Origin of the sequence: Janibacter sp. RAF52 (assembly GCF_052114035.1) — a bacterium.
Lineage (GTDB): Bacteria > Actinomycetota > Actinomycetes > Actinomycetales > Dermatophilaceae > Janibacter > Janibacter hoylei.
Genome location: NZ_JBFRDY010000003.1, coordinates 228,929 through 243,341, shown reverse-complemented (window position 1 = coordinate 243,341; position 14,413 = coordinate 228,929). Strand labels below are relative to the sequence as shown.

Sequence of the window (14,413 nt, the reverse complement as noted above, 5' to 3'; positions counted from 1 at the left end):
CAACGTGCCGTCCGTCGGTGAGGTGTCGGGACTTTTCCTTAGGGCCACCCCTAGGCCTGTGCCGCGACAAGGGCCCCCGGGCTTGCCGCGACCAGACTCAGGCCGAGGCGCTCGCTGCCTCGACGATGTCTGTCGCCAGTCGGTCAGTCTCCTCCTCGTCGAGGTCGTGGACCGTGAGTCGCAGGTGCCGTGAAGGCGCGGCGTCGTCCTCGAGGCTGAACTCGCCGCCCGTGCGCACGAGCCAGCCGCGCCGGGTCAACCGCTCGGCGACCGGTGCGGCCGCCACGGGGAGCCCGACCCACAGGCTCATCCCGTCGCCGGCTGCCGTGGGCAGGCCCCGCTCAGTGAGCGCGGCAGCGAAGTCGGTATTACGACGCGCGTAGTGGCGCCCGGCGTGCTCGATGAGCTCGAGCGAGTCGCCGTCGGTCATCACCGCGTGGGTGATCCGCTGCAGCAGGTGGCTCACCCACGTCGTGCCGGGACTCAGGCGCATCTCGAGGCGTGAGGCGGTGTGCTCGTCGCAGGCCGTCACCGCGAGGCACATGTCGGGTCCAGCGAACTTCGAGACCGACCGCACGAGGGCCCACCGCTGGTGGTCCGGGCCGATGATCGAGTGGAAGGGCTGCTGGGAGAGGTACGAGTAGTAGTCGTCCTGGATGACGAGGACGTAGGGGTGGTCGGCGAGCACCGCGCGCAGCTGATCCGCCCGACCTGCGGTGAGCGAGGCCCCTGTCGGGTTCTGGGCCCGCGGGGTGCTGACGACGGCCCGCGCCCCCTGGGCCAAGGCCCGGCGCAGACCGTCGACTGTCATGCCCTCGGCGTCGACGGGCACCGGGACGGCGCGGTACCCACCGAGCTGGGCGAGGTGGATGCTCGCGAGGAAGCAGGGGTCCTCGAGGGCCACGACGTCGTCGCGCAGCAGGGCCTGCGCGAGGAGTCGCTCGACCGCGTCCACGGCACCGCTGGTGAGCGTCAGGTGGAGGTCCGACGGACTGGTCGGCACATCAGGTGCCATCCACCCTTCGGCCCACGCCCGCAGGTCACGGTCGATCGTCGGCTCGCCGTAGAGGACGGGCCGGCGACCGGCCGCCGTGGCGAGCGCGGGTGCGAGGTCGGGGATGAGGCGCGGGTCGGGGTTGCCGTTGCCGACGTCCCTCAGCGCGCCTGAGGGGGCGTAGCCCTCCTGCGGCACCCGGGTGCGACGGGCGACCCGGGTGCCGGCACGGCCCTGGGAGACGACGACGCCGGACCGGGCCAGGTCGCGGTAGGCAGCCACGGCCGTGTTGCGGTTGATCCCGAGCTGCTCGGCGAGCGCACGCACCGGGGGAAGGGCCGCTCCGGGAGCAAGCCGCCCCCGCTCGACGAGGCCGCGGATGCTCTCGGCGATCTCCGCCGCGGTGCCTCCGGTGATCTGCGCTGCGTCGGTACCCACGAGCGTGAGTCTAGGTGCAGGGACCACCCTCCGGACGGTCGCCCGATCATTGTCCTGTGCCGTGCTAGGTTCTGGCCTAGATCAAAAGCGCCACACCCGTGGTCACGACGAGGGAGCACAGCATGAGCACGCAGACGACGACCGGGACCGCACGCGTCAAGCGCGGCATGGCCGAGATGCTCAAGGGTGGCGTCATCATGGACGTCGTCACGGCGGAGCAGGCGAAGATCGCCGAGGACGCCGGCGCTGTCGCCGTCATGGCCCTCGAGCGCGTCCCGGCGGACATCCGCGCCCAGGGTGGCGTCTCCCGCATGAGCGACCCCGACATGATCGACGGGATCATCGAGGCCGTCTCGATCCCGGTCATGGCCAAGGCGCGCATCGGCCACTTCGTCGAGGCGCAGGTCCTCCAGTCGCTCGGTGTCGACTACATCGACGAGTCCGAGGTGCTCACCCCGGCCGACTACGCCAACCACATCGACAAGTGGGGCTTCACCGTCCCCTTCGTCTGCGGTGCGACCAACCTGGGTGAGGCGTTGCGCCGCATCACCGAGGGCGCCGCGATGATCCGTTCGAAGGGCGAGGCCGGCACCGGTGACGTGTCCAACGCGACGACCCACATGCGGCAGATCCGGCAGGAGATCCGCCGGCTGCAGGGGCTGGCCGAGGACGAGCTGTACGTGGCGGCGAAGGAGCTGCAGGCCCCCTTCGAGCTCGTCAAGGAGGTGGCGGAGTCCGGCAAGCTGCCCGTCGTCCTCTTCACCGCCGGTGGCATCGCCACGCCGGCCGACGCCGCGATGATGATGCAGCTGGGTGCCGAGGGCGTCTTCGTCGGCTCCGGCATCTTCAAGTCGGGCAACCCGGCACAGCGGGCCGAAGCGATCGTCAAGGCGACGACCTTCCACGACGACCCCGACACCCTGGCCAAGGTCTCCCGCGGGCTGGGCGAGGCCATGGTCGGCATCAACGTCGACGAGCCGGCCCGCTCCATCCAGTTCGCCGAGCGCGGCTGGTGACGACGCCCTCCATCGGCGTCCTCGCCGTCCAGGGCGACGTCCGGGAGCACCGGGCCGCGCTCGAGGCGGCGGGGGCGCGCACGGTCGCCGTGCGCCGGCCCGACGAGCTCGCGACGCTCGACGGCCTCGTCCTGCCGGGTGGTGAGTCGACGACCATCGACAAGCTCACCCGCACCTTCGGGCTGCGGGACCCCCTTCGCGCTCGGATCGCCGACGGGCTGCCCGTTTACGGCAGCTGCGCCGGGATGATCCTGCTTGCGGACCGGATCGTCGACGGGCACCCCGACCAGCAGACCCTCGGGGGTCTTGACGTCACGGTGCGGCGCAATGCCTTCGGACGACAGGTCGACTCGTACGAGACCGACCTCGAGGTGACGGGTGTCGACGGAGGGCCGGTCCGCGCGGTCTTCATCCGAGCGCCGTGGGTCGAGCAGGCCGGTCCGCAGGTCGAGGTGCTCGCGACCGTCGGGGCGAAGGGGGCGGACCGTCCCGTCGTCGTGCGGCAAGGGCGACTCCTCGCCACGAGCTTCCACCCCGAGGTGACCGGTGACGCCCGGGTACACCGTCTCTTCGTCGAGATGGTGCGCGCGGCCGCGTAGGATCGACCCTCGGACCACCTGCCAGCAACATCGAGGAGACCAACGTGTCCGGCCACTCCAAGTGGGCAACCACGAAGCACAAGAAGGCGGCGATCGACGCCAAGCGCGGCAAGCTCTTCGCCAAGCTCATCAAGAACATCGAGGTGGCGGCGCGGACCGGCGGCGGCGACCTGGCCGGCAACCCCACGCTCTACGACGCGGTCCAGAAGGCCAAGAAGAGCTCGGTCCCCAACGACAACATCGATCGCGCCGTCAAGCGCGGCTCCGGCGCCGAGGCCGGTGGCGCCGACTGGGAAAACATCACCTACGAGGGCTACGCCCCCGGCGGCGTCGCGATCCTCATCGAGTGCCTCACGGACAACAAGAACCGCGCGGCGACCGAGGTCCGCACCGCCCTGTCCCGCAACGGCGGCAGCCTCGCCGACCCCAACTCGGTGGCCTACCTCTTCAACCGCAAGGGCGTCGTCATGGTGCCCAAGGCGGAGAAGGGGGAGGACGAGCTCCTCGAGATCGTCCTCGAGGCGGGGGCGGAGGAGATCAACGACTTCGGCGAGACCTGGCAGATCGTCTCCGAGGCGACCGACTTCGTCGCCGTCCGCACCGCGCTGCAGGAGGCGGGCGTCGACTACGACTCCGCCGAGGCCTCCTTCCTGCCGAGCATGCAGGTGCCGCTCGACGCCGAGGGCGCCAAGAAGATGATCCGCGTCGTCGAGGCCCTCGAGGACAGCGACGACGTCCAGGACGTCTACACCAACGGCGACATCTCCGACGAGGTCCTCGCCCAGCTCGAGGCCGACGAGGAGTGATCCGGCGTGTCGGCGGCGCACCCGTCGTCGCCGACACGTAGCCTCGTAGAACAGGTGTTCTAGTCGAGGTCGGAGGAGGTCCCCGTGCGCGTGCTCGGCGTGGACCCCGGCCTGACCCGGTGCGGCCTCGGCGTCGTCGAAGGGCAGTCCCGCGCCCTGCGCATGGTGGCCGTCGGCGTCGTGCGCACCTCCAGCGAGCGCGACACCGGCGAGCGGCTCGTCTACGTGCAGGACCAGCTCGACGCCTGGCTCGACCGTTTCGAGCCCGATGCCATCGCCCTCGAGCGGGTCTACGCGGCCGACCACGTCCCGACGGTCATGACGACCGCCCAGGTCAGTGGTCTGGTGCTGCTCGCCGGGGCCAGGCGCGGGCTCCCCGTCACCCTCCACACGCCCACCGAGGTCAAGGCAGCCGTCTCCGGCTCCGGCCGGGCAGACAAGGCGCAGATCACGACGATGGTCACCCGCATCCTCTCCCTCTCCGAGCCGCCGAAGCCGGCCGACGCGGCCGATGCCCTCGCCCTCGCCATCTGCCACCAGTGGCGGGGTGCGGGCACCGCCCGACGCGAGCTGGCGGCAGCCAGCGAACGGGCCCGACTGCGAGCGGTGGCCGGCTCGTGATCGCCTCCGTCACCGGCACCGCCCAGCACGTCGGGCTCGACCGGGTCGTCGTCGACGTCCACGGCGTCGGTCTGCTCGTCCACACCCCGCCGGCCGTGGCGGCCGGGTGCCGCACCGGTGCCGCGGTCGAGCTGGCGACGAGCATGGTGGTCCGCGAGGACTCGATGACCCTCTACGGCTTCGCGACGCCGGGAGAGCGCGACACCTTCGAACTGGCCCAGACCGTGACCGGGGTCGGGCCACGCGTCGCCATGGCCATCCTGTCCGTCCTCAGCCCGGAGCAGCTCGCGGCGGCGGTGGCGGGCGACGACATCGCGACCCTCACCAAGGTGCCCGGCATCGGCAAGAAGGGGGCCGAGCGCATCGCCCTCGAGCTGCGCGACAAGCTGCCCCACGTGCCCGGGCGCGAGGGAGCACCCAGCGGGGTGGCGGCCCCCACCACCGGCTGGCAGGACCAGGTCACGGAGGCACTCGTGGGTCTGGGCTACTCGGCCAAGCAGTCCGCAGACGCGGTCGCCGCCGTGGCCGACGAGCACGAGGGCGGCGACGTCTCCCGCGCACTGCGCGCAGCCCTGCAGGTGCTCGCCCGATGAGCGGCTTCAGCTCCGAGATGCGGGTGGCCGACGAGGACCCCCGCGAGGGCGACGGCTCCTTCGACGCCACCGCCCGCATCGTCGACGCCGGCGGCACCGACGACGACTCGACCGTGGAGGCCGCGCTGCGGCCCCGCCGCCTCGCGGAGTTCCCCGGTCAGCCCAAGGTCCGCGACCAGCTCGGCCTCGTCCTCGAGGCGGCCCGCCGACGTGGCGCACCCCCGGACCACGTGCTGCTCTCCGGACCTCCCGGCCTGGGCAAGACGACCCTGGCGATGATCGTCGCCGCCGAGCTGGAGCAGCCCATCCGCGTCACGTCGGGGCCGGCGATCCAGCACGCAGGAGACCTCGCGTCGGTGCTGTCCTCCCTCGTCGAGGGGGAGGTGCTCTTCCTCGACGAGATCCACCGGATGTCCCGACCCGCCGAGGAGATGCTCTACCTCGCCATGGAGGACTTCCGGGTCGACGTCGTCGTCGGCAAGGGGCCGGGGGCCACGGCCATCCCGCTGGAGCTGCCCCCCTTCACCGTCGTGGGGGCCACCACCCGCGCGGGCCTGCTGCCGGCCCCGCTGCGCGACCGCTTCGGCTTCACCGGTCACCTGGACTTCTACGACGTGCGCGACCTCGAGCAGATCCTCGCGCGCAGCGCCCGGCTCCTCGGGGTCGCCGCGGACGAGGACGCTCTCGCCGAGATCGCCCTGCGCTCCCGGGGCACGCCACGCATCGCCAACCGCCTGCTGCGCCGCGTGCGGGACTGGGCCCAGGTCCACGGCACGGGCCAGGTCGACCTCACGGCGGCCCGGGCGGCCCTCACCCTCTTCGACGTCGACGAGGCCGGCCTCGACCGGCTCGACCGCGCGGTGCTCGACGCGATGTGCCGACGCTTCGGAGGCGGACCCGTCGGACTGTCGACGCTCGCCGTCGCCGTGGGGGAGGAGACCGACACCGTCGAGACGGTCGCCGAGCCCTATCTCGTGCGGGAGGGCTTCATCGTCCGCAGTCCGCGCGGTCGGCTGGCCACGGCCGCGGCCTGGCAGCACCTCGGGCTCGCCCCGCCCGACGGTGAGCAGATCCCCCTTCCCATCCCGCACCGCTCCGACAGCGGCCGGCTCGGCTGATCGGGCACCCCGCCACCGTCGTGTCCGTTGGAGACGTCACGACCGCTGACCTAGACTCGACCACTGGCTCGGGTCCCCCCGAGCCGCTGTGACGTCGGCGTCGACCTCGCAGCCCCGACCCAGGAAGTCCGCACCCATGAACCAAGGCTCGCAGAGCGCCAGCCTGATCCTGCTGATCCTCCCGCTGATCCTCATCGGATTCATGCTCTGGACCACGCGACGTCGGCACAAGACCATGGCGGAGTTCACGGCCTCCCTCCAGGTGGGGGACGAGGTCTTCACGACCTCGGGCATCTTGGGGCGCATCACCGAGCTGGACGACGAGCGGGTGCGCCTCGAGGTCGCCCCCGGCACCGTCCTCACCCTGGACCGACGAGCGATCGGCATGAAGGTCGAACCCGCCGCCGGCACCACCGAGCAGGGCGGGCAGGACTGACATGGCGGAGCGCCGACGCACCAAGGACGTGGCCCGCAAGGACCACGCCAAGCGCACCCTCGTCTGGCTCTTCGCTGGGATCATCGTCCTCACCGGAGCCCTCGGGTACGGCGTCTGGCAAAAGGACGCGTCCTGGGCGCCGCGGCTGGGGCTCGACCTCGCCGGTGGCACCCAGATCGTCCTCGAGCCGCGCGTCGAGGGCGGTGGCACCGTCTCGCAGCAGCAGCTCGCCGAGGCCCGCGACATCATCGTCCAGCGCATCGACTCCCAGGGCACCACCGGTGCTGAGGTGACCACGCAGGGCGACTCCAACATCGTCGTCGCCATGCCGGGGACCCCGACCAAGGAGCAGGAGGACGCCATCGCGGCGTCCTCGCAGATGCAGTTCCGCCCCGTGCTCGCGACCGACATCGGCAGCGAGGAGATGCTCGAGCCGACCCCGAGCGGCAGCGCCACCTCGGGCTCGTCGAGCCCGACCTCCGGCTCGTCGAAGAGCTCGTCGCAGACCTCGCAGCCGAGCGCCAGCCGCAGCAGCTCGACCTCCGCCTCCCGTGACCGGCAGCGCACGGCCGAGCCGGAGCCGAGCTCCTCCACCTCGGGCAAGAGCTCGGGCTCGGCGACCTCGTCGAAGAGCTCGTCGGCCACCGGGTCGTCGACCGCTCCCGCCCAGGACTGGAAGCCGACGGCCGAGCCGACCGGCCCGATCGACCCCAACAACATCAGCAGCGACCTGTGGAAGGACTTCCAGGACCTGGACTGCTCGAAGCCTCCGGAGGAGACTCCCTCGACGAAGACCGACGAGGCCATCGTCGCCTGCAAGCAGGACGGCTCGCTCAAGTACGTGCTCGGTCCGGTCGTCGTCGCCGGTACGGAGATCGCCAATGCCGAGGCGGGCTACCGCGTCGGCCCGCAGGGCCAGCAGACCAACGAGCCCGAGATCTCCCTGACCCTGACGAGCAAGGGTCGTGGTGAGTACGGCGACGTCTCCAAGGACATGGTCCAGCTGCCCGGGCTGTCGCCCGCCAACCCGACCAACCCGCCCGGCAAGTACAACGCACTGGCAGCCGTCCTCGACTCACAGGTGCTCATCGACCCCGGTTTCAACGAGGCCATCCCCAACGGTCAGGCGAGCATCTCCGGCTTCACCATCGAGGAGGCCAGGAGCCTGGCGAAGTCGCTGAAGTTCGGAGCCCTCCCGCTCTCCTTCGACGTGCAGACCCGGCAGGAGATCAGCCCGACGCTCGGCTCGGAGCAGCTGCGCTACGGGATCATCGCCGGCATCATCGGCCTGCTCATCGTCTTCGGCTACGCCCTGGTCCAGTACCGCGCGCTCTCGGTCGTGGTCGTGGGCTCGATGGTCATCGCCTTCGGCATCACCTACCTGGCCATAGCCCTGCTGGCATGGGGCTACAACTATCGCCTCGACATGGCGGGCGTGACCGGTCTGATCATCGCCATCGGCGTCACCGCGGACAGCTTCATCGTCTACTTCGAGAGAGTGAGGGACGAGCTGCGCGAAGGGAGAAACCTGCGTGCCGCCGTCGAGGCCGGCTGGGCGCGTGCCAAGGGCACCATCCTCGTGGCCGACGGCGTCAACTTCCTCGCCGCCGTCATCCTCTACGTCCTCGCGAGCTCGGGTGTGCGGGGCTTCGCCTTCACGCTCGGCCTGACGACGATCATCGACCTCGCCATCTTCTGGCTCTTCACGCACCCGATGCTCACCATCCTCGCGCGCGGCAAGTTCTTCTCGTCGGGGCACCGGTGGTCCGGCTTCGACGTCAACACGCTGCGGGAGGCCAAGGTCCGGTACAAGGGCCGTGGCAACTTCGACATCGAGAGCGCGAGCGACCGTGACAACCCGGCGACCGTGCCGGCCGAGGGAGGCGCGCGATGAGCCGCATGGCGGACTGGGGCAATGACCTCTACACGGGCAAGCGCTCGATCGACTTCGTCGGTCGCTCGCGCACCTGGTACCTGTGGTCGGCCGTGATCATGGTCGTCGCAGCCCTGGGCTTCGTCGTCCAGGGCCTCAACCTCAGCCTCGAGTTCACCGGCGGCTCCGAGTTCCGGGTCGCGACCCAGTCGGCGCCCAGTGACTACGAGCAGCGGGCGACCGACGCCGTCCGCGAGGTGGCCGGTGGCGACTCGTCGGCCAATGTCTCGACACTCGGTGGCAGCACCGTGCGGGTGCAGACCGAGGAGCTGAGCAACGACGAGGCCCGTCAGGTCTCGCGTGCCCTGGCCACGGCCTTCGACGTCGAGACCAACAAGGTCAGCTCCAACTTCATCGGTCCGTCGTGGGGCAAGTCGGTGAGCCAGCAGGCACTGCGCGCCCTCGTCGTCTTCCTCGTGCTGACGACCGCGATGATGGCGCTGTACTACCGCAACCTCAAGATGGCCGTGGCGTCGATGATCGCCCTCGCCCACGACATGCTCATCACCGTCGGCATCTACACGTGGACCGGCTTCGAGGTCTCCCCGGCGACGATGATCGGCTTCCTCACGGTCCTCGGCTACTCCCTGTACGACACGGTCGTCGTCTTCGACCACGTCAAGGAAAACACCCGTGCGGCCTTTGCCAACCGACGGATGAGCTTCGCCGACGCGGCCAACCTCGCGGTCAACCAGACCCTCGTCCGGTCGATCAACACGACGGTCATCGCCAACCTGCCGGTGCTTGCGGTCATCATCATCGGCTTCGCGGTGCTCGGCCCCGGCACGCTGCTCGACCTGTCGCTGGCGCTCTTCATCGGCACCACGGTCGGCGCCTTCTCCTCGGTCTTCATCGCGACCCCGCTCCTCGTGGACCTGCGCCGCAAGGACCCGGAGGTCGTCAAGCTGGCCGCGGACGCCGACAAGCACCAGGCCCGTGAGCAGCGGCGCTCGCCCGTCCTGGCGACGTCGGTGCCCGCGGACAGCTCGGAGTCGGCCTCGTCGCCCTCCGGCACGTCGGCGACGACGCCTGCGTCGGGCGACAGGCAGGACGCCGAGCCCGTCGACACCGACGGGCCGCAGACGGTGACCGGGCGCAAGGTGCACAAGTACGCCCAGTCGGGCGGGCCACGCAACCAGCCGAAGAAGACCCCGCGCAACCGTCGGGGCAAGTCGTGACGGACGCCGCCCTGCAGGACCGCATCCGTGCGGGTCTGCGGGACGTCCCGGACTTCCCCGAGCCGGGCGTGACCTTCAAGGACATCACACCGCTCCTGGCCGACGCCGAGCTCTTCGCGGCGGTCGTGGAGGCCCACGCCGAGCCGTGGCGGGGGAAGGTCGACCGAGTCGCGGGGCTCGAGGCCCGCGGCTTCATCTTCGGCGCGGCCATCGCGCTGCACCTGGGGGTCGGCTTCGTGCCCGTGCGCAAGGCCGGCAAGCTGCCGGGGGAGACGGTCGGGCTCGACTACGCGCTCGAGTACGGCACGGCGCGCATCGAGGTGCACGCCGACGCGCTCACGCCGGGTGCCAGCGTGCTCGTCGTGGACGACGTGCTCGCCACGGGTGGCACTGCCGCCGCGGCGTGCACGCTCCTCGAGACCTGCGGCGCACAGGTGCCGGGGGTGGAGGTCCTCGTCGAGCTCGAGGCCCTCGACGGACGTCGCGCACTGGCAGGCCGTGCCGTGCGGAGCCTGCTCACGGTCTAGGCTCACTCCATGAGCGAGCGCAACACCGGCGGCGGGTTCTCCCCACGGTCCTTGGCGCGCGCCTCGCTGGCCCGCATCGGCAGCGGGCGCGCGGCCACTCCGGGGGCCCTGGACCCGCTGCTGCAGATCGTGCGCCAGAGCCACCCCAAAGCCGACCTATCGGTCATCGAGCGCGCCTACGACGTCGCTGAGCGCGCTCACCGTGGTCAGGTCCGCAAGAGCGGCGACCCCTACATCACCCACCCGCTGGCGGTGGCCACGATCCTGGCCGAGCTGGGCATGACCCCCGTGACCCTGGCCGCAGCACTGCTCCACGACACGGTCGAGGACACCGACTACTCGCTCGATGACCTCGAGGAGGAGTTCGGCTCGGAGGTGGCCAAGCTCGTCGACGGCGTCACCAAGCTCGACAAGGTGACCTACGGCGACAACGCGCAGGCAGAGACCGTGCGCAAGATGATCGTCGCCATGGCGCGCGACATCCGGGTCCTCGTCATCAAGCTCGCCGACCGGCTGCACAATGCGCGCACCTGGCGGTACGTGTCCGCCGGGTCGGCCCAGCGCAAGGCGCAGGAGACCCTCGAGATCTATGCGCCGCTGGCCCATCGCCTCGGGATGAACACCATCAAGTGGGAGCTGGAGGACCTCGCCTTCGCCACCTTGTACCCGAAGGTGTACGAGGAGATCGTCCGGCTCGTCGCGGAGCGGGCACCTGCCCGCGAGGAGTACCTGACGACGGTCAAGGCCCAGGTGGTCACCGACCTGCGCGAGGCCCGGATCAAGGCCACGGTCACCGGGCGGCCCAAGCACTACTACTCCGTGTACCAGAAGATGATCGTCGGCGGCCGCGAGTTCGGCGAGATCTACGACCTCGTCGCCGTGCGCGTCCTGGTCGACACCGTCCGTGACTGCTACGCGGCGCTCGGTGCACTCCACGCCCGCTGGAACCCGCTGCCTGGGCGCTTCAAGGACTACATCTCCTTGCCGAAGTTCAACATGTACCAGTCGCTGCACACGACGGTCATCGGACCCCAGGGCAAGCCGGTCGAGATCCAGATCCGCACCCACCAGATGCACCGACGCGCCGAGTACGGCGTCGCCGCCCACTGGAAGTACAAGGACCGTGGCAACCCGGACGGCGGCAAGGTCGACGACGGGCAGATGGGCGAGATGGCCTGGCTGCGTCAGCTCCTCGACTGGCAGCGCGAGACGGCCGACCCCAGTGAGTTCCTCGACTCCCTGCGCTACGAGATCAACACGCGCGAGGTCTACGCCTTCACGCCGAAGGGACAGGTCATCGCGCTGCCGGCCGGGTCGACCGCGGTCGACTTCGCCTACGCCGTGCACACCGAGGTCGGGCACCGCTGCATCGGCGCCCGCGTCAACGGTCGCCTCGTGCCCCTCGACTCTCCGCTGGAGAACGGCGACGCCGTGGAGGTCCTCACCTCGAAGGCCGAAGGAGCGGGGCCGTCGCGTGACTGGTTGAACTTCGTCCGCTCCGCCCGTGCGCGCAACAAGATCAAGCAGTGGTTCACCAAGGAGCGCCGTGAGGAGATGGTCGACTCCGGCAAGGAGGCCATCGCCAAGGTCGTGCGCAAGCAGAACCTGCCGCTCCATCGCATCGTCACCGTCGAGAGCCTCACGGCCGTCGCGAGCGAGCTCCGGCGGCAGGACGTCGACGGGCTCTACGCCGCAGTCGGGGAGGGGCACGTCTCCGCCCAGCACGTCGTCTCACGCCTCATCGCCGCTGCCGGGGGTGAGGACGGTGCGACCGAGGACCTCGCCGAGGCGACGCTGCCGGGCCCCGTCGGCCGCAGCCGGAGCTCGAGCAATGATCCGGGTGTCGTCGTCAAGGGCATGGAAGACCTCTGGGTCAAGCTCGCCAAGTGCTGCACGCCCGTCCCCGGCGACGAGATCATGGGCTTCATCACGCGCGGCAACGGCGTCTCCGTGCACCGGGTCAACTGTCCCAACGCGACCTCGCTGAAGAAGGAGTCCGAGCGGCTCATCGAGGTCGAGTGGGCGCCCAGCAGCTCGAGCGTCTTCCTCGTCCAGGTCCAGGTCGAGGCTCTCGACCGGGCCGGTCTGCTCTCCGATGTCACCCGGGTGCTCTCGGAGTCCGGCGTCAACATCCTGTCGGCGGCCGTGCAGACGTCACGTGACCGCGTGGCGATCCTGCGGTTCACCTTCGAGATGGGGGAGGTCGCGCACCTCAGCCACGTCATGCAGCAGGTCAAGCGCATCGAGTCCGTCTTCGACTGCTTCCGCATCTCCGGCGGGTCGAGCAAGTAGGGCTGACGCCGGTTCCTGAGGAGAAGAGAGCCCGACCCCAGACCGGTCCCTGAGGAGAAGGGGGCCCGACCCCCGACCGGTCCCTGAGGAGAAGGGGGCCCGACCCCCGACCGGTCCCTGAGGAGAAGGGGGCCCGACCCCCGACCGGTCCCTGAGGAGAAGAGAGCTCGATGCCCGACCGGCCCCTGAGGAGGTCGCGCAGCGACCGTCTCGAAGGGCCGGGGACCATGCCCGCTCCCGTGTAGGTGCGGCGGCGAGCTGCCGAAGTCCTTCGTCGTCGTGTGGTCACGTCGTCGTCCTCGACTTCGGCTTGACGCTGCGCCACCGCGCCTCCACGTCCGCTGTGCTGCGGTCCGCTCTGCAGGGGTGACGGACCCTTCGAGACGCTGCGGCCGCAGGCGGCCTTGCTCCGGTTCCTGAGGAGGCGTGCCAGCGGCGTCTCGAAGGGCAGGGACCGTGGGGGGTCAGCCGCCGAACTCGTCGAGGCCCTTGCGGGCCTGGTCGAGCCACGCCTGCTGGGCGGCCAGTTGCTCACGCAGCTTCGTCGCCTTCGCGGCATCACCCTTGGCCTCTGCAGCGTCCGCATCGGCCTGCAGCTCGGCGACCTTCGCCTCGAGCTGGGAGGCCAAGGAGCTGGCTCGGGCGGACAGCTCGGGGTTGGACGAGGACCACTTCTTGTCCTCGACATCGCGCACCGCCTGCTCGACCCGCTGCATCCCCTTTTCCATCCGGGAGACGTCAGCGCGCGGCACCTTGCCCGCGGCCTCCCAGCGGTCCTGGATGGAGCGGAGAGCGGCCTTCGTCTTGTCGAGGTCCTTGACCGGCAACAGCGCCTGGGCCTCGGCGAGCAGGCCCTCCTTGACCTCGAGGTTGCCCTGGTGGGCCTCGTCCTCCTTGGCCGCCTCGGCGTCCTTGGCGTTGAAGAAGGCGTCCTGCGCGGTGCGGAAGCGCTCCCACAGCTTGTCGTCGTCCTGACGCCCCGCACGACCCGCCCGGCGCCACTCGTCCATCAGCCGCTTGAAGGCACCGGCCGTGGCGTTCCAGTCGGTCGAGGTGGACAGCCGCTCGGCCTGGACGACGAGGTCCTCCTTGACCGACTTGGCCTCCCCACGACTCTGCTCGAGGTGGGCGAAGTGGGCGCGCCGGGTCTTGTCGAAGCCGTTGCGAGCCTTCGAGAAGCGCTGCCACAGTGCGCTCTCCACGTCCTTGTCGAGGCGCGCCTTGCCCCGCTGGTGCGCCTTCCACTCGTCGAGGAGGGCCCGCATCCGGGTCGTCGACTGCTTCCAGTGCACGTTGTCGACGGGCTGGGCGGCGATCTGCTCGGCCTCGGCGACGATCGCCTCGCGCTCGGCCGCAGCGACCTTCTTGGCCTCGGCGCGGACAGTGGACTCGGTCTGACGCTTGGCGGTCAGGCCTTCTTCGAGCTCGGCGACGAGCGCACTCAGAGCCGGCAGGTCGCCGACCACGTTGGGCTGCTCCGCGTGCTCCCGCAGGGTCTTCAGGCCGTCACCGATCTCCTTGGCGGAGACGTCGGGGACGTCGAGACGCTGGCGCAGCAGGGTGGCGGAGGCGAAGAGCTCGTCGTACTTGCGGGCGAAGTACTGCAGGGCCTCCTCGGGGGTGGCGCCGGGGTAGGAGCCGACCTCGCGTTCGCCCTCTCCGTCCTTGACGAAGACCTTGCCCTCCTCGTCGACCCGGCCGAAGGCAGCGGAGGCCGAGTGGTCCGTCGTCATCGCGGGGGCCTCGGCGGCGGGGGTCGGGGTCGGGCGGGGGGCCATGCGGGCCAGTGCCGCAGGCGAGGGCGCCGAAGGGCGCGGGGCGTCGGTGTCGTCACTCACAGGCCCGAGGTTACCCATTCACGT

13 protein-coding genes are annotated in these 14,413 nt (G+C 70.5%); 11 read left to right on the top strand and 2 right to left on the bottom strand.

Annotated elements, in window-relative coordinates; all coding sequences use genetic code 11:
* Nucleotides 1-97: 97 nt before the first annotated feature.
* A complete protein-coding gene (locus AB4Y78_RS05690; RefSeq protein WP_441713232.1) occupies nt 98-1,432 on the bottom strand; it encodes an aminotransferase class I/II-fold pyridoxal phosphate-dependent enzyme in 1,335 nt (444 codons plus the stop codon).
* 122 nt (nt 1,433-1,554) lie between these two features.
* On the opposite strand from AB4Y78_RS05690, the gene pdxS reads away from it, so the two are divergent.
* From pdxS to AB4Y78_RS05635, 11 genes are all read left to right on the top strand, one after another.
* Nucleotides 1,555-2,448: a pyridoxal 5'-phosphate synthase lyase subunit PdxS gene (pdxS, locus tag AB4Y78_RS05685; RefSeq protein ID WP_441713231.1), complete on the top strand. Its 894-nt coding sequence runs from the start codon at nt 1,555-1,557 to the stop codon at nt 2,446-2,448.
* A complete protein-coding gene (pdxT, locus tag AB4Y78_RS05680) occupies nt 2,445-3,047 on the top strand; it encodes a pyridoxal 5'-phosphate synthase glutaminase subunit PdxT (RefSeq protein ID WP_259910450.1) in 603 nt (200 codons plus the stop codon). Before pdxS ends, pdxT begins: the two co-directional genes overlap by 4 nt.
* A gap of 44 nt (nt 3,048-3,091) precedes the next feature.
* Nucleotides 3,092-3,853: a YebC/PmpR family DNA-binding transcriptional regulator gene (locus AB4Y78_RS05675; protein WP_128277077.1), complete on the top strand. Its 762-nt coding sequence runs from the start codon at nt 3,092-3,094 to the stop codon at nt 3,851-3,853.
* An 84-nt stretch (nt 3,854-3,937) separates the two neighbouring features.
* Nucleotides 3,938-4,474 carry a crossover junction endodeoxyribonuclease RuvC gene (gene ruvC / locus AB4Y78_RS05670; protein ID WP_007927045.1) on the top strand — a complete coding sequence of 179 codons (537 nt, stop codon included), beginning with the start codon at nt 3,938-3,940 and terminating at the stop codon, nt 4,472-4,474.
* Nucleotides 4,471-5,067 (top strand): Holliday junction branch migration protein RuvA, encoded by a 597-nt coding sequence (gene ruvA / locus AB4Y78_RS05665; RefSeq protein WP_259910457.1) that lies wholly within the window; start codon nt 4,471-4,473, stop codon nt 5,065-5,067. Before ruvC ends, ruvA begins: the two co-directional genes overlap by 4 nt.
* On the top strand, nt 5,064-6,185 hold the full coding sequence (ruvB, locus tag AB4Y78_RS05660; RefSeq protein ID WP_238148108.1) for a Holliday junction branch migration DNA helicase RuvB: 1,122 nt from the start codon (nt 5,064-5,066) through the stop codon (nt 6,183-6,185). Before ruvA ends, ruvB begins: the two co-directional genes overlap by 4 nt.
* Nucleotides 6,186-6,321: 136 nt before the next feature.
* Nucleotides 6,322-6,621, top strand: coding sequence for a preprotein translocase subunit YajC (yajC, locus tag AB4Y78_RS05655; RefSeq protein ID WP_306514233.1), 300 nt, complete (start codon nt 6,322-6,324; stop codon nt 6,619-6,621).
* A 1-nt stretch (nt 6,622) separates the two neighbouring features.
* On the top strand, nt 6,623-8,515 hold the full coding sequence (gene secD, locus AB4Y78_RS05650) for a protein translocase subunit SecD (protein WP_441713228.1): 1,893 nt from the start codon (nt 6,623-6,625) through the stop codon (nt 8,513-8,515).
* On the top strand, nt 8,512-9,732 hold the full coding sequence (secF, locus tag AB4Y78_RS05645) for a protein translocase subunit SecF (protein ID WP_441713226.1): 1,221 nt from the start codon (nt 8,512-8,514) through the stop codon (nt 9,730-9,732). The genes secD and secF overlap by 4 nt, the downstream gene beginning before the upstream one ends.
* Complete coding sequence (locus AB4Y78_RS05640) at nt 9,729-10,259, top strand: adenine phosphoribosyltransferase (protein ID WP_007927056.1); 531 nt, start codon at nt 9,729-9,731, stop codon at nt 10,257-10,259. Before secF ends, AB4Y78_RS05640 begins: the two co-directional genes overlap by 4 nt.
* Nucleotides 10,260-10,268: 9 nt before the next feature.
* Complete coding sequence (locus AB4Y78_RS05635; RefSeq protein ID WP_441713224.1) at nt 10,269-12,551, top strand: RelA/SpoT family protein; 2,283 nt, start codon at nt 10,269-10,271, stop codon at nt 12,549-12,551.
* Nucleotides 12,552-13,015: 464 nt separating this feature from the next.
* On the opposite strand, the gene AB4Y78_RS05630 is transcribed toward AB4Y78_RS05635, so the two are convergent.
* Nucleotides 13,016-14,389 carry a DUF349 domain-containing protein gene (locus AB4Y78_RS05630; protein WP_441713223.1) on the bottom strand — a complete coding sequence of 458 codons (1,374 nt, stop codon included), beginning with the start codon at nt 14,387-14,389 and terminating at the stop codon, nt 13,016-13,018.
* Nucleotides 14,390-14,413 lie beyond the last annotated feature (24 nt).

Coding starts and splice junctions, on each gene's coding strand:
- pdxS (WP_441713231.1), top strand. CDS start 1,555: ATGAGCACGCAGACGACGACCGGGACCGCACGCGTCAAGCGCGGCATG.
- ruvB (WP_238148108.1), top strand. CDS start 5,064: ATGAGCGGCTTCAGCTCCGAGATGCGGGTGGCCGACGAGGACCCCCGC.
- yajC (WP_306514233.1), top strand. CDS start 6,322: ATGAACCAAGGCTCGCAGAGCGCCAGCCTGATCCTGCTGATCCTCCCG.
- secD (WP_441713228.1), top strand. CDS start 6,623: ATGGCGGAGCGCCGACGCACCAAGGACGTGGCCCGCAAGGACCACGCC.
- secF (WP_441713226.1), top strand. CDS start 8,512: ATGAGCCGCATGGCGGACTGGGGCAATGACCTCTACACGGGCAAGCGC.
- AB4Y78_RS05635 (WP_441713224.1), top strand. CDS start 10,269: ATGAGCGAGCGCAACACCGGCGGCGGGTTCTCCCCACGGTCCTTGGCG.